The following is a 22,570-nucleotide window of genomic DNA, read 5'->3' as shown; positions in this document are numbered from 1 at the left end:
CCCGTCCGTTGTCCCGCAGGTCCTGCCCTGATCCCACACCCAGCGGATCGGTGAAACGGCCGCGCACCCCAGGGGTGCGCGGCCGTTCGCGTTCCAGGGAAACTCCCAGGCTGATTTCAACCATCTTTTCCCAGCCGGAGAGGTGTCCGCCCACTCTTGGTGGAGTTGTCAGCCGCCGCTGTGCATGACGTCGGCCGCGGCGGGCAAGCGGCAGCGCGGGAAGGTCAACGGGTCGAGATTATCTCGGCCCGGCGAACGTCCTGAACTGCCGAATGCGGGATATTCGGATGGCCGTCCGCATTGCAGAGACAACATCTCAACGCTAGTTTTTGCGCTAACGGAGACGGCGGGGCGGCGGCGGCGGACAATGATCACTGCACATCTCCTTCCCCCTTCCTGCACGGAGGTCAGACGATGGCCGAGCCCACCGATCCCAACGACGAGTTCCGAGCGAAGCTCGCGTCTCTCGGGGTGAACATCTCCATGTTGGGCGCCACGGGCTCCGTCCCGTGGGCTGATCGCGAAAGAGTCAACGGAGACGAGAAGCCGACAGACGGCGAGATACCGCCCCCAAGCTCAAAGTGAGGCCAGGCCAGTTCGCAAGCTGGTAACGGTCCGCGACGCCGCGCTCGGGAACGTTCGAATCTCCCGCGACCCGCGCGTTCCGGCGCGGTAGACAGCACTCCGCCGAAGACCAACGGCCCGAAGTGAACTCGGGCCGTTTCAGTGCGCGCTCATGCCGAATTCAGGACACCCAGGACAGCCGCATTGCTGATCTGGGCGGGGCATTCGACGCTGCCGAAACAGTGATTCAGTCGGCGATCTTGCGGCGCGCGAGGATGATCCCGCCGAGCGCACTCTCGGCCGAGGTCAGAGTTCTGTCGGCTTCGATGACGAAGCCGGCATCGTCGAGCCACGCGCGCATTCGGCTGTGCTGGCGGCGATGGACACGAAGATGCATCGGATGGCCTCCGTAGCCTTGGGTCCTCAATTGCGAATCGTCGCCAACATGGAAGCCGACTAGCAGCGGCCCGCCGGGGCGAAGCACTCGCTGGAAGTGGTCGAACACGGAGCTCAGCTCCTCATCAGGGACGTGGATCAGTGAGTACCACGCGACCAGGCCGGTGAGCGAGCTGTCGGCGAGAGCGAGGTTCGTCATGGAGCCGACCTCGAACCGGATGTCGGGGTGATCGCGGCGGGCCACGTCGATCATGCTGGGCGACAGGTCGATCCCGAATGCGTCCACATCCAGTTGACGCAGGTGAGCGGTGATCCGCCCCGCCCCGCAACCCACATCCGCAACCAGCCCCCGCCCTGGGCACGCACCACCTCGGCGAACGACGCCAAGGCTGAACGCTCTTCGGGTGTTTCGTCCAGGAGATGACGGGTGAGGTCCGCATACGAAGTCGCAACGGTGTCGTACGACATCCGTGTGTCATCCAGCCAGCCGTCACCGTTCGATCCCATTCCCACGATCGAAGGCTACCCAAGGGCCCGAGCGGAGTGCCCCTCAGTTCGGCGCTGGTCGCTTGCAGCACAGCCGATCCCAATATCGGCCCACGCCGCCCTTACGCAGCTGTTCGGACCAGCCAGGCCGCAGCCTGCCGAATGCACCAGCGTGCGCGCATACAGAGCGCGATGGCCGAAGACCGACACTCATCGCCTGCATACCGCGTAATAGGGAAAGCTGGTGACGTGAGCGAGCTACCGCAACGCTGGGATCCGATGACTTCGGTTCGGCGCGATCTCAACGATTCCGTCTACCACGGTGACAAGTGGGAGGATCGGCATTGGATGAACGTGCCCGGTCCCTTCTACACTGCGCAGACCGATACCTGTTGGACCGGAAGGATTCACGCGCCGCGCAACGTGCTCTACGGCGGTGAGTACTACAACGAGTTCGTCTATCGTCAGCCGACATCGCCGGTCGAGGTCGAATGCCTGCTGGAGGCAGCGGATGCCGACCCGTTCGACGGCTACGCTTGTGACGGGGACTCGCGGTGGACTCCCGCGGTCGTTCGTGCGTGGTGGAGTGGCCGCGGCAAGGTCGCCGAGCACCTTGCGCAGTTGCTCGCCGAGTACACGAAGGAAGGCGCTGGCACCTTGAAAGGCGAAGCGGCAGAGGGTGTCCGGGACTTCCTCACATACCTGGCCACCGACCTCGAAACCGATCTGCGGAGGTATGTGTTCAGATTGGAAAACGATCGATACCCGGCCGCCGACGACCCGCTGCCGAATCTGTAACAAGGTCCTTCCAGACATCCGCTGATACCGCGGACCGCGCTGACCGAACCGGCCAGTACCCGCCCTCGAAGATCAACGACCAGAGCCCATCTCAAGTCGTCGAAGTGCGCTGAAATGCCGAATGCAGCGCCTTCCCATCGCCGCTGGCAAGGCATGATGTACCGGTGACCTTGACGCTTATTGCATCGGTGGCTCAGAACGGCGTGATCGGCCGCAGCGGGGACCTGGCATGGCGTGACCGTGATGATCTCCAACGAGTCAAGCGAATGACTCTACGGCGGACGCTCGTAATGGGGCGTCGCACATTCGATTCCATCGGCCGACCGCTACCCGATCGGCGCACTATCGTCGTCACCCGCCGAAACGATTGGGCGCCAGACGGAGTTACGGTTGTAGGGTCGATCGACCAAGCTATTGCCGCAGCTGGTGACGGCGAGGTCATCTGTTTCGGCGGCGGTGAGCTCTATGCACAGCTCATCGATCACGCCGACCAGCTCGAGATCACTGAAATCGAGTCCCCGCTTGATGGTGATGTCTACTTCCCGCCGATCGACCCGACCCGCTGGGTCGAGACAGAACGATTGCACCGAGAAGGCTACAGCTGGGTCACCTACAGAACGCACTGATCTGCCGCTGACCGCGCTGACTGAACCGGCCAGTGCGGGGTGGCCGGAAGATCAAGGGGCCGAGGCGAACAGCCGTCAGCCGAACACGCTGACATGCCGATAAGGAGTTGCCAAAAACTCGCCACGCCGCGCCGCTCGTCGAGCATAGTGTTACGTATCACCTGTTCCTATCTGGCTAGGAGACCTCCGTGTCCGGATCTGATGGTTGGACTGCCAGCCCCATATATCTGAACAAATTGCCGAGTGGCCGCTTGGCCTCCATCGACGGGCGCGGGACAGCGCCGGCCACCGAAATCGGGAAGAACTACGAGCTATGGATTCGAGAGCCGGGTGTCACCGAGGGCAACGAGACGTCGTACAAGATTCTCATTGGTGCACCGATCAAGATCAATAATGATGGGCGTGGGGGCGGCATCTTCGAGTACAGCCAGAGTGTGTTTGACAAGCAGGCGAAGTACGGTGCCGACTACGACTACGAGATCGCAATCCGACCGATGTCGGGTCCTTACGTCGTCATAGGGACTGGCAAAACCAACGTCCGGTTCTGAGGCAGCCTGATTGCTGGCCTCTGACAACGAGTTTCGGGTCCACTCATGCCGCCCCAGCGCAAGCTTTATCGCACAGGACGGCGCGCGCTCATGCCGCGACCCGCGAGTTGGTCGGCCGCCCAAATTGGTTGGCCACCAGCGCTTCCAAACGTCCGCAACTGCCGGGACCCGCGTGGACCGGATCGGCCATCCGGCGGCTGGACAGCCGCACCGCACCCTCGATGTCGTATCGTTTTCTGCCTAGGATTGGGAGGGCGCGCGTGAACGATCGGGTGGAGATCGCCGAGTACGACCCGCAGTGGCCACTCACCTTCGACGAGATCGCCGGCGAGCTCGTCACCGCTCTCGGACCACTCGCACTGCGCATCGAACACGTTGGAAGCACCGCGGTTCCGGGCCTGGCAGCCAAACCGATCATCGACATCGATGTGGTCATCGAGTCCTGGAACCATCTTCCTCGCGTCACCGACGCATTACGGCCACTCGGCTACCAGCACGCAGGGAACCAGGGCATTGCACAGCGCGAAGCATTCACCACTCCGCCCGACCGCCGGGCCCACCATCTCTACGTGTGTGCGACCGACAGCCGCGAACTCGACCGCCACCTCACTTTCCGCAACACGCTGCGCAACCATCCCGACACTGCTCGCACCTACGCGCAACTGAAGAAGGACAACGCTCGCCGATTCGGCACCGACCGCGTCGCATACACCGAAGCCAAGTCCGCGTTCGTCGAGGACGTACTCACTCGGTCGGGCCGTACCAATCCGAGCTGATACAGCCGGACGGAGCTACATACCCACGCACGATAATGCCGCGTGGCGCGCTGACCGAACCAGCCAGCGAGTCGCGGCGGAGATTGGTGAGCGGTGTCGATCCGAGGCCGGCATGACGCACTGAACTGCCGAGCGTCAACTCTGTGTGGTGCGAAGTGCGTCGGCGGCGATGAGTGTGGCGACCTGGCTGGGTCGGAGGTCGGTGGTGTCGATGACGTGGGCCTCCTGGTGATGCCAGGCTCGGGCGTCGTCGTAGTCATCGAGGTGTTCCAGGCGCCATGTGGAGTTCGGCATGGTGGAGTCGGTTTCGATGCGCCGGAGAAGTTCGTCGCGGTCGGCGTGGAGAACGAAATGCCGTAGCGGGATGTCAGCGGTTTCGAGTCCGGCGCGGATTTCTCGCCAATATTGGTGGACCAGAACCGATTGGGGCACGACCAGGATCCCGCCGACGTAGTCGAGGATCTGTGTTGCTGCGGCGACGACCAGTCCCCGCCAGGGCTGCCAGTCTTGGAAGTCCCGGACGGGTTCGGTGGAGAGGACGTGACGGAGCATGACACCGACTTCTTCGGTGTCGAAGAGACGCGATCCGGGTAGAAGCGCGATCAATTCCTTAGCTGTGGTGGTCTTTCCGGCTCCGAAGGTCCCGTTCAGCCAGACGATCATGGAGCCGAGCGTAATCGGTTTTCACCTGGCGAAGGCCGCCAGCTGGGCGGTCACATCCGCGGGTGGTCTGCGGGTGTCGATCTCCACCGTGGCCGCGGCGCGGAGTAGTGGAACAACCTGAACAGTGTCAGCCGCGATCCGCTCGCGATCCTCGACAGCCTTGCCGAAGGGGTTGGTGTCACGAGCGGCAATCCGCGCGAGCATCACATCGATGGGTGCACTGAGCAAAACGACATGGTCGAACCGTGGATAGAACTTGTATTGGTTCCACACCGTTCCCCCGATGAACAGCAACTCGCCCGAACGCTCATGCTCGGTGAGGAGGGCATCGATGCGAGCTTCCCGCCACTGCCGTTCACCCCCATCGCCATCGGGTGTCGGCGCTTCTTCGATCCAGCCGCCGACATCGGTGTCTACCACCCGGAATCCCTGTTCTGACAGCAGATTCAGCACGGTGGATTTCCCCGTACCGGACATCCCCGTCACCAAGATCAAGGCCACAATCCCACCCTAGCGAGTCCCCCGCTCTCCATCGCCGCAGCGGACGGATGTCCGCGGCCCGGCAAACGCACTACCTTGCCGCTGAGCGCTTGGAGTGGGAACGGTCGGTTGCCTATCTGGAATATCAACGCGCCGAGATCATCTCGGCTTTTTGTGTTAGCCTGCGGGCCGGGGAATCGGGGAGGATCTTCGCGTGGACGAGCGGGTCAGTAGTGCGGGAATGGATCTGCAGCAGTGCAGTTCTGCCCTGGCTGGCAGTCAAATCAGTTCGGTGCGGTTGGTTGGTGAGGCGCTGGACCGGATCCGTGAAAGCCAGCCCACCGTCAATGCCTTCCGTCTGGTATGCCGGGCGGCTGCGCTGGACGAGGCCGCGGTCGCCGATCACCGTCTCGCGGCTGGGGAACGTCTGCCGCTGCTCGGAATCCCGATCGCGATCAAGGACAACATCGACATCGCCGGAGCGCCCACCGCTTTCGGCTGCGGCGGTGAGTTCGAACCCAAGGCGACCGATTCGGAGGTCGTGCACAGGCTCAAAGCCGCCGGGGCGATCGTGATCGGCAAGACCAACACTCCCGAACACTGCGAATGGCCCTTCACCCACGGGCCCGCGTTCGGCCACACCCGCAACCCCTGGCATCATGATTACACCCCGGGCGGATCCTCCGGCGGCAGCGCCGCCGCGGTCGCTGCCCGCCTGGTCCCGGCCGCGCTCGGCTCCGACAGCGGCGGATCCATCCGCGTCCCGGCCGCGTGGACCAACTTGGTCGGCATCAAGCCCCAACGCGGACGTGCACCTCTCGCTCCCGACAACAACGACTGGCACGGCGTCACCGCCGTCGGTCCCCTGGCCCGCACCGTCGCCGATGCTGCCTTGCTCCTCGACATCATCTCCGGCACCCACGGCTCCGATTCGCCGGTGCCGAGCTCGTTCACCCAAGCTGCCCGCCGAGACCCGGCCCGGGTGAAGATCGCTCTTTCCCAGGCCATTCCGTTCACCTTCTTCCCCGCCGCACTCGATCCGCAGGTGCGGCACGCGGTCGAAAAGATCGCGACAACCTTGCGCGAACTTGGTCACCAGGTCACCGCGGCCGACCCCGACTATGACCCACGACTGATCCTGTCGTGGAGTTCGCGATCCAGCAGTGGCATCGCCCGCGCACACCGCGACCTGCCATCGGCCACACAGATCGCCGGGCACACCCGCTGGAACGTGCGCTTCGGCCGCCTGAGCGGGTCGGTAGCCCAATGGGCCCACGAGGTCGTCGAACCGATACTCGCACGCAAGATCGGGAGGATCTTCGACAGGTTCGATGTGGTCCTCGCCCCAACCACCGCAACACCCCCACCAACCGTCGACGCCATCGATGGGGTATCGATCTACACCGCGTACCGCAAGGCCATCACCAGCTGCCCGTATACCTTCGCCTGGAACGTCCTCGGCTGGCCCGCCATCAACATCCCCGCAGGCTTCACCGTCGACGGCCTGCCCGTCGGCGCTCAGCTGATGGGCGGCCCTGACAGCGAAGCGACACTGATATCGATTGCCTCGCAACTGGAATCCCGACTGCAGTGGCACCGCCACCGGCCCAAGACCCTCCCGAATTAGCAGCGACCAGCCACGTTCAGCTCGTCCATCGGTTGTCTGAACCACCTGGGCAGTGGACGGCCATGGATAGCACTCACCTAACACACTCACCAGCCGCGACCCGGGCGTTCCGGACCGGCCGCGGGCTCGACCGGCGAGCGCACGCACATGCCGATTACGCGACGTATGGCCCGCTGTTCTGTGGCAGGTGCGTCATAGGGTGCCCCGGTAGTTCAGGGGCCGGGTCTGGTTCTGATTCAGTCTGGGTGTGCGGGTCGGGGCGGCCCGGGGGTCGCCAGCCGAGTTCGTCGGCGCGTAGGACAAGTAGGTCCATGCAGTCGTGAAGGTGTGGAAGAGGTTCGCCGAGATGTTCACGGGCCGAGCGGATGGCATGAACGGGTTTGCCCGACATCATCAGATGGTCGAATTCGGCTCGGGCCTGTCTCGACATCTGATCCCATAGTTGTTGAGGCGAAACGCGTCTGGTCACTTGGGCACATCACCACATCCTCGGCCGGATGGCCAATCAGTTTTGTCGACGCAACAACCTCGACTACCGAATGGTGGGTGCACTGCGTTACTCGAACCACGGCGGAACACGTCGGCGCACTGCGATTCAGTTCATGCTCGTGCAGCGCACCCCAGCGCGCTGGGCCAGCCGTTCGTTTCCGACGAACAGGTGCAGGTAGTTGGCCTCGTCGATCCTGCTGGCGTGGTCGAAGTCCTGCCGAGCCAGTCTCCGCACTGTCGCGCTGATTGTGCTGGCGAAGTTCTCGGGCCATCGGATGGTGCGTACGGCCACCACCGGTGCACGATCGACGTCGGCCAGGCCGACCGAAACCGCCAGATGCACCGAATCGGCGGGCACGAAAACTCGGAAAGCCAACGGGCACTGGGCATCCGACGTCCGGACAACTGCCGGGGACTACGGGGTGGCGGCTGTGTCGGGACGTCCGTCAGGCCGGCACGGAATGCCGAGTTCTCTGCTGATATAGGCCTGGCGGCCATTGACGACGACCGTCTCCGGTCCGGTGATGGCGAGGTCTTGTGGACTGTTCACGCCGAACACGGTGCGGAAGGTGTCAATCGTAAGTTGTGGGATCTTGTCGAGTCGGCGATCGAAAAAGCCGGCGCTCGAGCAGAAGGGGCCGTACCACCATTCGGTGTAGCCGGTTCCCTTGCCGTCCAATTCCTGCCAGCCGGTTGCGCGTAGTTGCAGGTCCAGGTTGTCGAGGTCAGGCCCGGTGACGGTGTCGAGCATGATGATCACCGCTTCCAGATCTCTCGCTTCCTGCAGGAATTGGATCGCGCTGAGGCCCTCCACCGCAGGGGCTTCGAGAGTCACGATGTCGTAGCCGGGCAGGGTTCGCAACACCCATTCCAGGCGCTCGGCGAAATCGGCCCAGTCGGTGCAGCGGTCGGGCGCACCACGTTTGGTGGGCTGTTCAGCGGTCAACACGTTACGCAGCGCCCACGGTCCGGTGTCGAACCCGGATTCGTCGCCGGCGGTGTAGCGGGTGCGCTGTAATTCCATGCCGAGCCCGTCGCGCATGACCGCGACGACCGCAGCCGATACCTCCCGAAGTTCGCTGGGTTCGGAATGGCTCGGGCTCCACCGGGTTTCGAAGCGTTGCTCGTTGTAATAGGCCTGAAACCATACCGGCTGGGTTTGTAGCACGCTCAGCAACCGCTGCGCGGCAACCGGATCCGGCGGGATCGTGACCGTGGCCTCGACTGCACCGCCGTTCTCATAAATCATGATGTCGGTGCCGGTACCGCTGTCACGCAACCGGACGAACGCCCATTTCTGGATCAGGTTAGCGTCATCGTCGAATTCGATGTCCACCAGCTCCGGAATCGTGGCGCGCAGCTCGTCCCAACCCTCAGTGGTCATGATCGTCCCTCCCATACTCTCTCTCACCGCAGAACGTATCCGCCGCCACCGACAACGCCGCCCCCCAGTAGGTCGCGATGACCGACAGTCCCGAATCTCACGCGAGCCAGAGCCACCATGCAGCAACACACCGAGATCTGGCACAAACCTGCCCGCAGGAAACGCACTCAACTGGCACCCCTCTATGTCAAGACGTCGGGGTGGGTGCGGGGCTAGCCTTGTGAGTGGGTCCGGGATGTGGCTTGTCCGAAGGGCTGGTGTGCGGGTTGGAGCCGGTCGCGCTGGAGTCAGTAGTCGTTCCCGATTGCCCTCCCGGGCCTGCTAATTCGCGCCTCCGATGATCGGTGAGCATCCGGGCGTAGACGACATTCGACAGTCGTCGTTTGAGGGCGCGCAGGGCTTCCATCGAGGTCTTCCCGCCGGTTTTGCGGCTGTCGTAGTAGAGCCGGCCCGGGGTGCGGTTGCGTAGTTGAACGATGGCCATGATGTGCAGGACTCGGTTGATCTTGCGGTTGCCGGCGCGGGAAAGCCGGTGTCGCTGTTGATCTCCCGAAGACGCGTCCAGTGGTGCGGTGCCGTTCCAGGACGCGAACCGGTCCCGGTCGGCGAAGCGGCGGATGTCGCCGGTGTCGGCCAACAGCCTTGCTGCGGAGGACGGTCCGATCCCGTGCAGGTCCATCAAGGTCGAACCACGGTCGGTGACCAGCTGCCGCAGTTCCTTGTCCGCGGCCCTGGTCTTGCGGTCGATGGTTTCCAGGTCCTCGATCAACTCCACCACCAGCCGCAGCCGGACCCGCGCTGCCGCATCTTGGGGGGTGATCGGGGCGATCAGCTCGCGGGCCTGCCGCGACGACAGGAAGGTCTTGGCGCCACCGGGAATCAGCTCCAGGAGCAGCCTGTGCATCCGGCACAGGGTTTCGGTGCGGGCGCGGCCGAGTTGGTCGCGGTGATCGGCGAGCATGCCCAGCACGATCAGATCCGGATCGGCCTCGACTCGTCGCAGATTCGGTGCGTGCAGTGCGGCGAGCGCGACCGAGTGGGCATCGACCGGGTCGGTCTTGCGTCCGTTGCCGGTCGCGAACACCCGCACCTGCGCCGAGAGCTTCGCCGGCACGTCGATGACAACTTCGCCGTCGTGGACCAGACGGTGCGCCAAGTGCCGTCCGATGCCGTTGCACCCTTCGACAGCCCAGATTCGGTCGGTGAATCGTTGTGCAGCCGTGAGCATTTCCGCATATCCGAGGTTGTCGGTGCTGTATCGACCGGTGGCCATGATCTTGCCTGTCGGGTCGATGGCTTCGATGGTGGCGGAGCGTTTGTGTGGATCCATTCCGATGATGACGGTCATCGCCGGTTCCTCCCGTGCTCGACATGGTGGTGTCCGTGCGGGAGGGCACCGCTAGTTCGAGCATGGGGCAGGCCCCTCTTCAGCCACTCCCTGCACGGCACCCGATGGGAGGCAAGCCAATTGAGAGCCACACCAATCCAGACGGCGGGCAGCCGCATAAAGGGAGCATCCCACCGGGCACCTGGATCAAATCCTGGCCGGGATCCGATCCTGACACCAGTCTCTAACTAGCCGCATGTCGCGCTCAGCGGACCGGCCAGCGCGGGCGCCGGAAGATCAAGTGGCCGTGTCCATCCGGGGCCGGCTGAACCCGCACCGATATCAGCGCGTCTGTGAGCTACCGCCCGGCCGATCCCTCGGGACCGGTTGCGTGTTGCTCTGGACTTCACCTGCTACGTGCCGTTGATCCGCGGCGCGTGGCATGCACGGGGAGTGTGCTTGGCCCGCAACCGATCCGACTTGGGCAGACGGGTCGAGGGGGCCGGGGAAGCGCTGCCGATGATGATTGCCGGACGTTGGGCAGCTCTTGTGGTCCGTCAGGCCCTGGAACGCGAGAATTCCCCGTTCGTATCATTGCGAATATCCGGTAACCGTCGCTCAGCTCCAGGCCGAGGGCCACGAGATCCGGGACGAAGACATCGCCCGGCTCTCCCCGCGAGCACTGCACCCTGAACCTGTTCGGCCGCTACAGCTTCGCAGCCATTCTTCCGGCCGCCGGCGCCGTGGAGGAGATGGATGTGGTGGGCGAAAGCGATGCTGCGGACGCGATCAGCGGTTCGGGGGGATGCTGAGTTTGTGGTGGAACAGGTTGGTGGGGTCGTATTTTCGTTTGAGTTCTGACAGGCGGACCAGGTGATCGCCCCAGTAGGCGGTCCAGATGTCGTCGGAGGTGGCGTTTTCGGCCATGTCGTCATCGCCGATGTAGCCGCCGACGCTGTACGGGCGGAAGACGTTGTAGGCCTCGTTCAGCCAGCTGTCATTGGCTTGTCCGGCCTGGATGAGGCTGTCTTCGTCGGGGAATTCCGCGAGCTCGAACCAGCTGGACATGCCCATCGCCCAGGTGGCGCCGCGGACCGGGATCGCGGTGGTCTCCAACAAGGGGCCGTCGTCGGGGTTCAGGCTGACCAGTTGGATTCGGCTGCCGGTCAACGGTTGTCGGGCGATGACCTCGGCGAGGTGGTCGATGCATTCGGAGTTGAGCGGTTCCCGGAGGAATCCGGCGCGGATGGTCATGTAGCGCAGGTGTTCGTCGCGTTCACGTTCAATGGCGCTCAGGTCGCTGTACCAGGGCGCCGAGGTTTGGGTCAGTCCGAAGTCGCGCACCGATTCCAGGAATGTGACCGCCTCGACCTGTTTGTCGGTGGTCGGCGGCAATGCGGCTTCCAGGTCCGCGAGCAGAGTGTCGCGGTCGGTTTCGGTATCGGTGAGCACGGCACCGACGAACTCCACCTCACCGAGCCAGACACAGATCCACGGGTTGGCGGTGCGCGGCATCGACAGCGCGTAGTGCTGTAACAGGGTGAAATGCTTCGAGAAGTCGATTTCGGAGCGTTTCCACTTGTAGGAGAACCGCGCCACCGCTCGTGGGGCCTTGGTCAGTTTGATCTTCGCGCGGGTGATGATGCCGAAGGAACCGGTGCCGTTGCCGCGGACGGCCCAGAACAGATCGGGGTTGGTGTTCTGGTCGGCCACCCGCAGTTCACCGTCTGCGGTGAGGATCTCGACCTGCAGGATCTGGTCGGTGAGGATGCCGGCGGTGCGGGAGTAGTGGCCGTAGCCGCCGCATTGCAGTTGTCCGCCGACCCCGACGGTGACGCAACTGCCCGCGGGCACCATGAATCCGCCCTGATTGAACGCCTCCCGATACAGGTCGCCGAGCAGAACGCCGCCTCCGACGATCGCTACCTGCTCTTCGGAGCGGATCTCGATTTCGTTGAATGCCGCCATGTCGATGACCAGGGCCTTGTCGTCCTCGCCGCCGAGACTCAACCCCTCGAACGAGTGTCCGCCTGAACGAGCCACTACCCGTGCGCCGGCACTCCCGCGCACAGTGTCGAGCACAGCCTGTATCTCTTGGACGGTCGTCGGCTGCACGATGCCCAGCGGCCGATAGCGGTTCCGCACGTTCCAGGTGGCCCGGGCCCGGTCGAAGTCGGGATCGCCGGGAAAACTCATCCGCGTCGTCGGCAGCTTGCCCTGAAGAAGCGTCCGGATCTCGGTCACGAACTCCCTCTCGTCGGTGATACACCCGTTCTCACCGCCAACAATGCAGGCCGATCGCCGCCGAGCCGTTCAGTTTGCCGCGCGTGTCGCAAGGGTATTCACCGCAGCCGTCAACTGTGAGGGCCGGAGTTCCAGGCCCCGCCTCCAGCCCTCCGGCCGGTGCTAACGTGTGGTCGGGGGAGGATCTGGTCCGATGCCGGATGTGGGGATGATCTACGAAGAGCGATACAGCTTCAACCCGAAGACATCCTTGTTTCTGCTGGTAGCCGGGGTCTTTGTGGCATGTGCGATCTTCACACCCGGAGGTTCGCTGGCTCTGCGGATCGCCGTTGCACTGCTGTTCAGCGTCGGCGGTCTGCTGGCGCTGGCGACCTCCCTGTCACGCAAGGTGGCGCTGCGCGTCGATGTAGCGGAGATCAACCGGCCGGACCGATTCGAGGTCGACTGAACGCACCATAGCGCCGATGGTGATGCCTTCGAAGTCCTCTGCTATCCGGTCTGGACTGCAATAATCGTTGTGGGGGAGCGGATCTGATTAGCGGAGGTAGTTCCGATGGGTAATGATCCAGCCGCCGACGAGAACGAACCGGTCACCGGCACCGAACTTGAAGAAGATGCTCAGGAACCCGAACAGCGGACTCCGCCGCCCCGTGTAGGCGCGGTTCCCGACTCCGTGGTGTTCATTCAGCCCCCGCCTGTCACCTAGGCTCGCTGCCGTCCATGCGGCGTTTTTCGTACCCCCGGGACGGAACGCGCTATTCCAGCCCGGTACTTCGGGCCTGGCTGCTTGATCGACGAAAAAGCTTGGGGGAGGGGCAAACTCCGCAATCTGCCGACCCACGCTGCTGCTGATGAACGCACCGTCATGCTGCGTGTCGCACGCTGTGATCGGGACGGGTGGAGGGAAATACGTCGACAGGCTCCCTCGGCCCCCGGCAGAGTGGCTGTCCGTGACCAGCAGTGAACTGTGGACCCGTGCGACTGCCGAGCGCTACGACGCCGAGGAGACCGAGATGTCCTCGGCCGCCGTACTCGGGCCGACTCTCGCGTTCCTCGCCGATCTTGCTGGAGCCGGCCGGGCACTGGAGTTCGCCATCGGAACCGGACGAGTGGGGGTTCCGTTGCGCGAACGTGGTGTGCCGGTTTCAGGTATCGAACTGTCCGAGCACATGGTCGCGGTCCTGCGTCGAAAGATCAACGAGAGCAAGCTCCCGGTGACCATCGGGGACATGGCCACCACCGTCGTGCCCGGCGAATTCGCCCTGGTTTACCTCGTGTACAACACCATCACGAATCTGCTCACCCAGGACGAACAGGTCGAGTGTTTCCGCAATGCCGCACAGCATCTCGCGCCTGGCGGCCGGTTCGTCATCGAGTTGGGCGTGCCGCCGCTGCGGTTCTTGCCACCCGGCCAGATCGCGGTTCCGTTCGACGTTTCCGACCGGCATCTCGGCTTCGACACCTTCGACGTGGTCGAACAGATTCTCGTCTCCCACCACTTCACCCGCGAGGGGGACGACGGCCGCTACCGTCGCAGCAGCTCTCGGCACCGATACGCGTGGCCGGCAGAACTGGACCTCATGGCCCGGATCGCCGGCCTCGAACTGGAACGTCGCGTCGCGGACTGGAACGGAGCGCCGTTCACCCAGGACTCCGCGAAGCACATTTCGGTGTGGCGCAAGCCAACCTGAGATCAACACTTGGCTGTCGTCCAAAGGTTGCCTGCAATCCCGAACGCACGTTAAGGGCCGAATCGAGCGCGGGTCGGGGTCAGATCCGGTCCGTTGGAAGGAATTCGAGGCCGTCGCGCAGGAGGTCGAACGCGTGATTGGTGGCGCGGATCGCTTCCGGGTAACGGTCCGCTGCGGACTCGCCGTCGACGAGGCTTTGATGATTCATGAGGGCGAGTTCGCGCTGTACCACGATCACCTGGGCGGCGGTGAGGCGCGCGGTGAGCCCATCGAAACCGTTCTCGCGCAGGGCATCGGCGAGTGTGTCCACCCCGCGTGCGGTGTAGCGCAGCAGCCTTGCCGCGAGAGTTTCGGTGCCGGAGACCAAGCACAGGAAGGCCATGATCTCGGGGTCGTCGTTCAGGCCGGAGTTGGGGTCGCGCCGCCGCAGCGCGTCCAGTTGCGCTTCTCGCAGCGCGTCCAGCGGCGGTTGCCCGCTTCGCCGTGCCCGGACCGTTCTGGCGGCTTCGTCCTCGTGGTCGGCGAACCGTTGCAGAACGAGATCTTCCTTGGTCGGAAAGTATGCGAACAAGGTTCGCCGGGAGACCTCCGCTGCTCGCGCGATATCGGTGATCGAGACCTGGTCGAATCCCGCTTCCAGGAACATGCGGATCGCCGTGGCCGCGATCGTCTCGCGCAGGCGCACCTTCTTGCGTTCCCGCAGTCCCATCGGTTCGGTCACGGCCTCATCGTAGCGCATTAGTAGATCGGGTATATTCTTGCACTAAGTCTACTTAGGGGATAGCGTGCGAACCGAAGTCATTGTGGTCGGAGCCGGGCCGACCGGCCTGATGCTGGCCACCGAGCTCACCCTCGCCGGAATACCGGTCGTCGTGCTGGAAAAGCAGCACACACGCAGTACCCAGTCCCGGGCAGGCGGACTGCAACCACGCACCGCAGAGGTACTCGACCTGCGTGGATTGCTGGACCCGCTGCTCGATCGCGCGCTGCCCCGCGGCGAGTTCGGTGGGCATTTCGCCGGACTTCCCGTCGAATTGGACACTCGACGGTGGCAGACCCGCCACCCGTACCCGGTCGCCATCCCACAGGCCCGGCTCGAAGCCTTCCTCGAACAGCGGCTCCTGGACCGAGGTGTGCCGGTGCTGCGCGGATCCGAAGTATCGGCCATCGAACAGGATTCCGACGGCGTCACCGTCGCCGGCATTCGCGCCAGCTACCTCGTCGCCTGCGACGGCGGGCACAGCACGATCCGCAAGCTGCTGGGTGTGCCGTTCCCCGGCACTGCGGGCACCACGTCCTCGGTGGTGGCAGACCTGACGCTCGCGGCCCGATCCGCGGCGGTCCCCAGCACGTCCGAACACTTCAGCCGATACATCAAGTCCGCGGGCGGATTTTTCAGCGTTCTGCACCCTATCGAGGGTGAGCTGTACCGGATGATATTCGGCACGCTCTCCGCGGAGGGGCCCGACCGCGACACCCCCGTCGCGGCCGAGGAAGTCGAGGAAGTCCTGCAGGTGGTATACGGGCCCGGAACGAAACTCGGTGAGTTGCGCGCAGCATCCCGATTCAGCGACGCCACCCGCCAGGTCGAGCGCTATCGCGAGGGACGAGTGCTCTTCGCCGGAGACGCGGCCCACATCCACCTGCCGATCGGAGGCCAGGGCGTGAACCTCGGCATCCAGGACGCGGTCAATCTCGGCTGGAAACTCGCCGCGACGGTTCACGGGTGGGCACCCGACGGATTGCTCGACAGCTATCACACCGAGCGCCATCCCGTCGCCGCGCGGGTACTGCGCACGACCCGCGCACAGGGCGTGATCATGAACCCGAACCAGGACGAGGACCTCGCCGCGGTCCGCGACCTATTCACCGACCTGCTCCGGCTCCCCGACACCAACCACGTCATCTCAGGCATGATGTCGGGCCTGGACATCCGATACCCCGGGGTCGGTCCACGCATGATCGACCTCGACCTGACCACTGCACACGGCCCGAGCCGAGTCAGTCGGCTGCTGCACTCCGGCCGTGGCCTGCTGCTGTGTTTCGACGACACACCACGGTCGATCGACCGCTGGACCGACCGGGTCGACCAGGTCATCGCCGAGACCGGCGACGACGCCACCACCGTCCTGATCCGGCCCGACGGCTACATCGCCTGGTCCGCGACCGATACCGAACCACTCGAATCCGCACTCACCCGATGGTTCGGCTGAACAGCGGCCGAACCGGCCAGCCCAGGGCATGGAAGATCAACTGGGACTGTCGATCCGGCGCCACTGAACGCACCATACTGCCGAATGGCGCGCTGATCGAACCGGCCCGGCGTGGTGGCCGGCACTGAGACAGACCGCAGCGCAGAACCATTCGTAATGCCTACTCGGGCAGGATCGACCGGCGCCGAACGACCCTGCGGTACCACGTGATCCTCGCCCGTCCGTGAGGGGAACCTTGCGGGTATCAGAGTCTCGCAGGGTTCCCCTCACGACCCGTCAGACCCGGCCGCGGACCAGGTCGATCAACCGCCCGAGCACGTGATCGCCTGCCGCGCGCAGGCCGTTGTGTTCGTACTCGTTGGTGATCCACGGTCGCAGCGTCGGGATCAACCGGGCGGTCTCCTCGGAGAACCTCCGCTCGACGTACATGTCGTTGGCGTAGATCGCGGCCGCCGCCGGGACCGTGCACTCGCGCAGCACGTCGGCGTCATACAGCCGCGGCCACTGGTGTGCGGCGAGCAGCTCGGCGGTCTGCTTCATCGGCCGGAGACCGTGGAAGTCGTCGAAGAGCCAAGGGAACACGTGTTCACCGGTGAACAGCGTCCGGTCGGTGCGGAACTCGTCCGGCAGCACGCGCTCGGCGGACCAGTGGGTGGCGAATCCGTCGGAGTAGGACGACTCGTGGATCACCGAGTACAGCGGATTTCGCGCGGTGAACGGCAGCGAGTTGGCGACGTCGTGCGCGAAGGCGGAGGACTTCGGGTCGCGTTCGAGCAAGTAGTGCAATACCTCCTCGCCGCCGCCGGCACCGAGGACATACCCGAGCTGCTGGAACAGCCGCGCGGTGAGCGGACTGCCGTCGGGCAGCACGACTGCCCCGTCGTCGAGCATCGGCAGCAGCGCCTCGACCCGGCCGCGATCGCCCGGATAGCGGCGGTAGTACTGGCGATTGCGCTCGATCAGATTGGCGAACGTCGCGGTGTAGACCTCGTCGGGATGCCGCGCGATCGGCGGCAGCCCCCCGGTGAAGAAGGCCTCGGCCAGGCTTTCGGGAGTGTGGGAAAGGTATGCGAGCGTGCAGAACCCGCCGAACGACTGACCGAGCACGCTCCACTTGTCGACGCCCAGCTGCCGTCGCACGAACTCCGCGTCGCGGACGATCGCGTCGGCACGGAAGTGGGTGAGGTATTCGGCCTGCTCGGCCGGAGTGCCGGACAACGTGCCGACCGGCGTAGACCGCCCGGTGCCGCGCTGATCGAGCATCAGCACCCGATATTCTTGCAACGCCCGCGGCAGCCAGCTCGGCGCCCCGCGCGACGGCCGCGGCGCCTCGTGCCCGGGCCCGCCTTGGAGGTAGACGAGAAACGGTCGGTCGCGCCCGTCCGGATCGGCGATCTCCCGAGCGAAGACGGTGATCTTCGGGCCGTCAGGGCGGGAATGGTCCAGGGGGACGGAGAATTCGTGCTCGGCGAGCACCAGGCCGGGGATGCACACGCTGGTTGACATACGCGCGATCCAACCAGACCGGACGCCAGGCCGGCCACGAGAATTCAACCCCGGGAGTCCATTGTATTCGGCCCGTTCGCAGGCGAGTCGGGCACGAACGATGGACGTACCATCCAGAACGCAGATCAGCAGACCACGCCCCACCTGCGCGGTTCATATCGGCCACACGGCAAGCTCGAAGATCAACGCGCAGAGATCATCTCGGCGAGTCGAACGTACACTCCTGCACCGCGGACCGCGCTGACCGGACCGGCCAGCGTGTCGCGGCGGAAGATCAACCGGCTGTGCCGATCTGACGCCGGACGGACGCGCCATATTGCCTCAATGCTGAATGGTCGTTAACGAGCACGAGGCCCCAGCACGCCGCGACTGAGGATCGTTAGGGACTGCTGCGGGAATAGGTGTCAACCTGATCTTGCAGCAGTCCCGTTCGTCACGGATGTCGACACCATCGCTGGTGCGGCCAATCTCATTCGGCGGTATGGCTATAAGGCTGACCCTGAAGGCATCAAGCTGCACAAAGCTCTTGCTGACCAAGTGCAGGAATTCGCAGGCTGGCTCGGCCTCGGCCTGGAGCGGTGAACGCACTGTGCCGATTGCAGGATGGGTTGGGTTGCCCCTGGTCGGGCGCACTCGGACCTGGCACGTGAGCGCGGAGACCGGAGCTTCCTGAAACATTCATTCGCACAATAGCTTCAGCCCGGCCCCCGGCGCGTCGTCAAGTTCGTGGCGAGTGCTCGCCGTGCCGTCCGGGCGCCGCGCTGCCCTGCTACTCGCCGAGATCGGTTACCAGTTGGGCGACTTCGGGGTAGTTGTCGTAGCGCCGCTGGTGCAGCGCGGCGATTTTCGTGCCCAACTCGGGGTCGGGATCGTCGGTGATGTCGAAGGACACGAACCTGTCCACCAGTGGAAGGCCGATGCGGTCGGTGTGCAGATGGGCCGGGTGGATGAGGTATTCCCAGTAACCCGCTAGATCGTCGATGACGTAGACCGCGCCGTAGTCGTATTCGCCGCCGAAGTCGGGTCCGAGGTGAAGTGCTGGACCGACGCAATCTGGCCGCCTCGGTTGCGCAGACTCTCCAGGGCTTCTTCGAGCTGTTCGCTCGAGACGCCGGGCTTGATGGTGAAGCGATTGCCGTGGTAGATCATCGATTTCGAGCCTTTCGGGTGGCGTTCTCGGGTCACGAATGCGGTAGCGGCCCAAACGAATCGAAAGATCGACGAGCCGAGGGTATCTCGCCAGCGCAGCGGCCCACCGTCATGCCGACCGATGAGCGCACTCAAAGGAAAGCCTCCAGAACGGTTTCACAGAAGGCGATGTCGACTGCATCGTCAGCGATGAACCGATCCGCCTCGGCCAGCAGAGCCAATGCCCGGTCTGTCACGTCCATGTCTACGAAATGGTCGAGCTCGAAACATGCCATGCCCTCCCAGATGAGCTCCTCAGCCCTGTCTCGGGGTTCGTGATCGCGGATGTGCCACCACATGCGGTCCAGACGCACTGTCGCCGTGAACTCATCGAGAATTCCGAGTCGCCATGAACGTCCGATCAGCCCGCAGACTGCACTCCAAAACCCCAATGCCGGCAGTTCTGCCAGGTCCTGCTCTGATTGCACCCGTAGATGGTGGACAGCATCATCGATGCTCGGGCGCCAGATCGAGGGCATGGCAGCCAGTGCGAGCGCGGCAGGCCAATCGCCTCCGAGCGCCACGACAGGCTTGGCGAGATCCATCCAGTCCACGTCGTCGAAACAGGCACCGAACTGTGAATCAGTCAGGGAGTGAACCACTTGCGCCAATCCAGCCCCACCCACCCGCCGGAGCGTAGCAGCGTCACGTTCTCGGACCTGAATCCGGGCGAATCACGATCATCTACATGACATAGCGGCAACATCCTCTTTCTGCACCGCAGACCGCGCTGGCCGAACCGGCCAGCGCGGTGCAGCGGAGCGCTGGATGTCAGTGCCCTTTGCGACAATTCGCTGCATGTCGATCTTGCTGCCGTCCGATCCGTTGAATTCGAGACTGTATTCGGACTGGGTGCGCCGGTTCGATTCCGGCATGATCGAGTCCGCCGAGGAACTGGTAGGCACGCTCGTGGTGCAATTCCGGAGGACGCAGAAGCCTGGTGCATTTGTCGATCAGATCGGTTGGCGGGCACGGGACCTGCCCGAGGCGCATCGTCCTTGGTTTTGGGACATGATCGGTCACTGGCTGAGTGCAAGCGTGGGTGATCGGTACCTGGGTAAGCGTTTTCGCACAGCGGCGATGACCGTCTACGGCCTGGCCAGGACCGCCGAACGGGAGCACTCCCTGCCGGTGCATGTGGATTACCACCGGGAAAACACGCTGCTGTTCGCTCGGGCGGGCGCACTCCCGGTCAAAGAGGTAACGGTCCACCAGCACTGGCTGGGCACAGTGGGATCCGCAGCGGATGCACACCACGAGTTCGTGCGACTGCTGGTAGCGCTTGCGCACGGCGGAGCAGCACTCGGTGCAGATCTGCATCGGCGCGTGCGGGCCTCGGCCAAGGCCGCAGGGCTCGGCGTGGATGAAGATGCTCGCGTGCTGCGGGATGTCCTCGCCGCCTGTACGTCCGCGAAGGTGCCGAACGGGCTACTCGACGGTGCGGCAAAGGTCTTCGCTCAGACACCGGTGGCCGACGCCGCACTCCTCCTGGATCTGTTCCCGGCGACTGCCACCGACGGCGCGGCGTTGCTGCGCATGCTCGATGCCGCCGGTGCAATCGCTGGCATGGCTGACGGAACACTCACGCCCGCAAGGGGGCTGGCGGGTTGGATCAGCCGGTTCTTCCATATGTACTGCTACGTCAAGGTGGCCTACGGCGGTATCACCATGCAGCAGATGCCTCCGGAACTGTTCGCCATGATCGAGCGAATCGGCCCACGACTGCGGGAATCCAGTGAGCGAATCGCCATGTCGTCAGGTCGATACAACTCCGCCTACATCGACGCCGATCTCGCCGACGCACTGGTATCGGTAGGTGTCGGCATAGACGGCCCACGCCATGGCGAAATGCACGTCTGGGGAGCGGCATCTCAGCGCGATCTGGTCGCCCTGGCCGCTGATCCGGTCCTGGGTCCGAAGCTCGAGGCCACCATGTACGCCGATGACAAAACCACGAGGTCCGTGATCGCCCGGCTGCCGGGGAATCCCGGAATCGAACGCTTGGTGCAAGCCAGGATCAGCGCTCTCATCGACCGAGTCGCGGCCGGCGGGCTCGTCGATGCCGAACTGGCCCTCATCGAACTCGACAAGCTGCTGGATCTGCCGACCGCCCAGGCACTCGATGGCATCGACGAAGCGCTGGCCGCCTTGGATGGCGTCGGCCCACTGCTAAACACACTCCGCGCGGGTATTCCCGACGAATTCTGTTGGCCTGCACTGGAAAACACCATTGCCGACCTGGGCGAGGTGCAGGGTGCCACGTCAACTTGGCCGCTGCTCACTATCTACAACGCGGACCGAGCCCTGGTAATCGATCCGCATGGACCGGTCGCCGACACCACCTTCACACTGCCTCCACACACGACCTCGCACGTAGTGTTCTACGCGGGCGGCGACTTCCTCGTCGGCTACACGCGCGGTAAAGGCCGCCCGGAGAAGGCGTTCTGGACCAGCGCACCCGCCGACATTTTCACTCCGGCCGAGACCTCCGGAATGACACCCTGTCGAGGCTGTTACGGCGGCGGCCTCGGGTACCAGTTCACAGCCCCCGGAGGGCGTCACGACGGTGCGGGAATCCTCCGCCCAGGTGATCGTCGCGGCATCGGAGAATGCCGGCTGCAGTTGAGCGACGGTGCGCGAGTGTGGAGTTACGCGGCATTCCGCACGGGACTGGACTACTGGGCGGAGGTCGACCCCGCGACCGGTGAACGTGCCGAATCCGGCTCGCTTCCGGACTTTTTCGCTGGCCACCCAATCCCCGATGGTAAGGAACTGGCGCGGTACGTCCAGTCCCACGCACGCCTGCCGGAAAGCATCCCCGACTCGCCGCTCGGCTCCACCGCGGGCGTAGTCGGGTATCGGATCACGCAGGATCGCCACGGCCCGACGGGATACCTACTCGAAGGCATCGACGGGCGCCGCGCCACCTACGCGGGCGGCCAGCGTACCGACGACCCGTGGGGAGTGATTCGCATGCCGGAGGGCGGTGCCGATCTGCTGCTGACCTATGGCGCGTGGACCGATCCGGTGCTGATCCGGGCGTATGACGGAGAGCGGGCCGTGTGGGAGGTGCGCACACTCGGCGACTCCCACACGAATATCACCGCCGGCCCGGAACTTCCGCCGATGTTTCCGCCGCCCGCCTTCTGGCACTTCCTCACACCGCGTGATGCCGAAGGCTCGCGGGTACTGCGCGATCTGGATACCGCCCATGTCAAGGACCTGCTCTCCACCGGCGCCCTTCCCCCCGGGATCCGCGACACCACACTCGCTACCGGCGTGCGGACGCAGGCCGCCCGGGCTTCCCGCCTGCTCCACCATCGCGAGCGAATCTCTCAGCGAGTAGCGATTATTCGATCGGGCGAGCCTGGGTGACTTGATCATAAGACATCCTCAAATGCCGCAGGCCGCGCTGTTCGGAACGGTCAGCGCGGGCCTGTGGATGATCAACCTGACTGTAAAGGGACACCGCGTAGCGGTGGAACTTGCCGGAGAATCCGGAGCAAGGTATCACTGGGAAGCTGTCTATGAATCGGGAAAACACCTGGTGGGCAAAGCGAGACG

At 64.3% G+C, this 22,570-nt stretch carries 21 protein-coding genes and 1 pseudogene; 9 read left to right on the top strand and 13 right to left on the bottom strand.

All coding sequences use genetic code 11. The features are described from left to right. Positions 1-811: 811 nt before the first annotated feature. Positions 812-1,306 (bottom strand): class I SAM-dependent methyltransferase, encoded by a 495-nt coding sequence (locus ACIP5Y_RS26520; protein ID WP_400353905.1) that lies wholly within the window; start codon positions 1,304-1,306, stop codon positions 812-814. Between the two features lie 389 nt (positions 1,307-1,695). Here ACIP5Y_RS26520 and ACIP5Y_RS26515 point away from each other — a divergent pair, with 389 nt between their 5' ends. The 4 genes from ACIP5Y_RS26515 to ACIP5Y_RS26500 all read left to right on the top strand — a co-directional run bounded on the left by ACIP5Y_RS26515 (position 1,696) and on the right by ACIP5Y_RS26500 (position 4,194). Beyond that, a complete protein-coding gene (locus tag ACIP5Y_RS26515) occupies positions 1,696-2,244 on the top strand; it encodes a ferredoxin (protein ID WP_400353790.1) in 549 nt (182 codons plus the stop codon). Positions 2,245-2,408: 164 nt separating this feature from the next. Further along, positions 2,409-2,870 (top strand): dihydrofolate reductase, encoded by a 462-nt coding sequence (locus ACIP5Y_RS26510; protein WP_400353788.1) that lies wholly within the window; start codon positions 2,409-2,411, stop codon positions 2,868-2,870. 188 nt (positions 2,871-3,058) lie between these two features. Further along, a complete protein-coding gene (locus ACIP5Y_RS26505; RefSeq protein WP_400353786.1) occupies positions 3,059-3,418 on the top strand; it encodes a hypothetical protein in 360 nt (119 codons plus the stop codon). 260 nt (positions 3,419-3,678) lie between these two features. Beyond that, positions 3,679-4,194, top strand: coding sequence for a GrpB family protein (locus tag ACIP5Y_RS26500; RefSeq protein ID WP_400353785.1), 516 nt, complete (start codon positions 3,679-3,681; stop codon positions 4,192-4,194). Positions 4,195-4,329: 135 nt separating this feature from the next. Here the strand turns inward: ACIP5Y_RS26500 and ACIP5Y_RS26495 are convergent, their stop codons facing one another. After that, positions 4,330-4,857, bottom strand: a complete 528-nt coding sequence (locus ACIP5Y_RS26495) for an AAA family ATPase (protein WP_400353783.1) — start codon at positions 4,855-4,857, stop codon at positions 4,330-4,332. Between the two features lie 21 nt (positions 4,858-4,878). Continuing rightward, the gene (locus ACIP5Y_RS26490; RefSeq protein ID WP_400353781.1) at positions 4,879-5,358 is read right to left on the bottom strand and encodes an AAA family ATPase; all 480 of its coding nucleotides are present in this window, start codon (positions 5,356-5,358) and stop codon (positions 4,879-4,881) included. A gap of 220 nt (positions 5,359-5,578) precedes the next feature. On the opposite strand from ACIP5Y_RS26490, the gene ACIP5Y_RS26485 reads away from it, so the two are divergent. Then, entirely contained in the window at positions 5,579-6,964 is a 1,386-nt protein-coding gene (locus ACIP5Y_RS26485) for an amidase (protein ID WP_400353903.1), read from the top strand. Positions 6,965-7,559: 595 nt separating this feature from the next. Here ACIP5Y_RS26485 and ACIP5Y_RS26480 read toward each other — a convergent pair. The 4 genes from ACIP5Y_RS26480 to ACIP5Y_RS26465 form a co-directional block, all read right to left on the bottom strand. Continuing rightward, on the bottom strand, positions 7,560-7,811 hold the full coding sequence (locus tag ACIP5Y_RS26480; RefSeq protein ID WP_400353779.1) for a hypothetical protein: 252 nt from the start codon (positions 7,809-7,811) through the stop codon (positions 7,560-7,562). Between the two features lie 57 nt (positions 7,812-7,868). Next, positions 7,869-8,789, bottom strand: a complete 921-nt coding sequence (locus ACIP5Y_RS26475) for a TY-Chap domain-containing protein (RefSeq protein ID WP_400353778.1) — start codon at positions 8,787-8,789, stop codon at positions 7,869-7,871. A 235-nt stretch (positions 8,790-9,024) separates the two neighbouring features. Further along, on the bottom strand, positions 9,025-10,185 hold the full coding sequence (locus tag ACIP5Y_RS26470) for an IS110 family transposase (RefSeq protein ID WP_400353776.1): 1,161 nt from the start codon (positions 10,183-10,185) through the stop codon (positions 9,025-9,027). 768 nt (positions 10,186-10,953) lie between these two features. Further along, positions 10,954-12,408 (bottom strand): FAD-binding protein, encoded by a 1,455-nt coding sequence (locus ACIP5Y_RS26465; RefSeq protein ID WP_400353774.1) that lies wholly within the window; start codon positions 12,406-12,408, stop codon positions 10,954-10,956. A 193-nt stretch (positions 12,409-12,601) separates the two neighbouring features. Between ACIP5Y_RS26465 and ACIP5Y_RS26460 the strand changes: the two genes are divergently transcribed. Further along, positions 12,602-12,856 (top strand): hypothetical protein, encoded by a 255-nt coding sequence (locus tag ACIP5Y_RS26460; RefSeq protein WP_400353772.1) that lies wholly within the window; start codon positions 12,602-12,604, stop codon positions 12,854-12,856. A gap of 502 nt (positions 12,857-13,358) precedes the next feature. Beyond that, entirely contained in the window at positions 13,359-14,099 is a 741-nt protein-coding gene (locus ACIP5Y_RS26455) for a class I SAM-dependent DNA methyltransferase (protein WP_400353770.1), read from the top strand. Between the two features lie 79 nt (positions 14,100-14,178). Here ACIP5Y_RS26455 and ACIP5Y_RS26450 read toward each other — a convergent pair whose 3' ends face one another. Beyond that, on the bottom strand, positions 14,179-14,820 hold the full coding sequence (locus tag ACIP5Y_RS26450) for a TetR family transcriptional regulator (protein WP_400353768.1): 642 nt from the start codon (positions 14,818-14,820) through the stop codon (positions 14,179-14,181). 64 nt (positions 14,821-14,884) lie between these two features. Here ACIP5Y_RS26450 and ACIP5Y_RS26445 point away from each other — a divergent pair, with 64 nt between their 5' ends. Further along, entirely contained in the window at positions 14,885-16,312 is a 1,428-nt protein-coding gene (locus ACIP5Y_RS26445; RefSeq protein ID WP_400353766.1) for an FAD-dependent monooxygenase, read from the top strand. A gap of 276 nt (positions 16,313-16,588) precedes the next feature. Here the strand turns inward: ACIP5Y_RS26445 and ACIP5Y_RS26440 are convergent, their stop codons facing one another. From ACIP5Y_RS26440 to ACIP5Y_RS26420, 5 genes and pseudogenes are all read right to left on the bottom strand, one after another. Then, entirely contained in the window at positions 16,589-17,818 is a 1,230-nt protein-coding gene (locus ACIP5Y_RS26440) for an alpha/beta fold hydrolase (RefSeq protein ID WP_400353763.1), read from the bottom strand. A 769-nt stretch (positions 17,819-18,587) separates the two neighbouring features. Then, the gene (locus ACIP5Y_RS26435; protein WP_400353917.1) at positions 18,588-18,710 is read right to left on the bottom strand and encodes a hypothetical protein; all 123 of its coding nucleotides are present in this window, start codon (positions 18,708-18,710) and stop codon (positions 18,588-18,590) included. Between the two features lie 42 nt (positions 18,711-18,752). Then, positions 18,753-18,800, bottom strand: a pseudogene (locus ACIP5Y_RS26430) (Dabb family protein); the annotation flags it as partial. After that, complete coding sequence (locus ACIP5Y_RS26425; protein WP_400353915.1) at positions 18,788-19,102, bottom strand: hypothetical protein; 315 nt, start codon at positions 19,100-19,102, stop codon at positions 18,788-18,790. The gene ACIP5Y_RS26425 and the pseudogene ACIP5Y_RS26430, both read right to left, overlap by 13 nt. After that, positions 19,099-19,632: a hypothetical protein gene (locus ACIP5Y_RS26420; protein WP_400353762.1), complete on the bottom strand. Its 534-nt coding sequence runs from the start codon at positions 19,630-19,632 to the stop codon at positions 19,099-19,101. The genes ACIP5Y_RS26425 and ACIP5Y_RS26420 overlap by 4 nt, the downstream gene beginning before the upstream one ends. Before the next feature lie 172 nt (positions 19,633-19,804). On the opposite strand from ACIP5Y_RS26420, the gene ACIP5Y_RS26415 reads away from it, so the two are divergent. Continuing rightward, entirely contained in the window at positions 19,805-22,381 is a 2,577-nt protein-coding gene (locus ACIP5Y_RS26415; protein ID WP_400353760.1) for a hypothetical protein, read from the top strand. The last annotated feature ends 189 nt before the right edge of the window (positions 22,382-22,570 follow it).

Origin of the sequence: Nocardia sp. NPDC088792, from assembly GCF_044750615.1 — a bacterium.
In the GTDB taxonomy this organism is placed as follows: Bacteria; Actinomycetota; Actinomycetes; order Mycobacteriales; family Mycobacteriaceae; genus Nocardia.
Note: the sequence above shows the minus strand (reverse complement) of the source record. Positions and strands in the feature narration are given on the sequence as shown.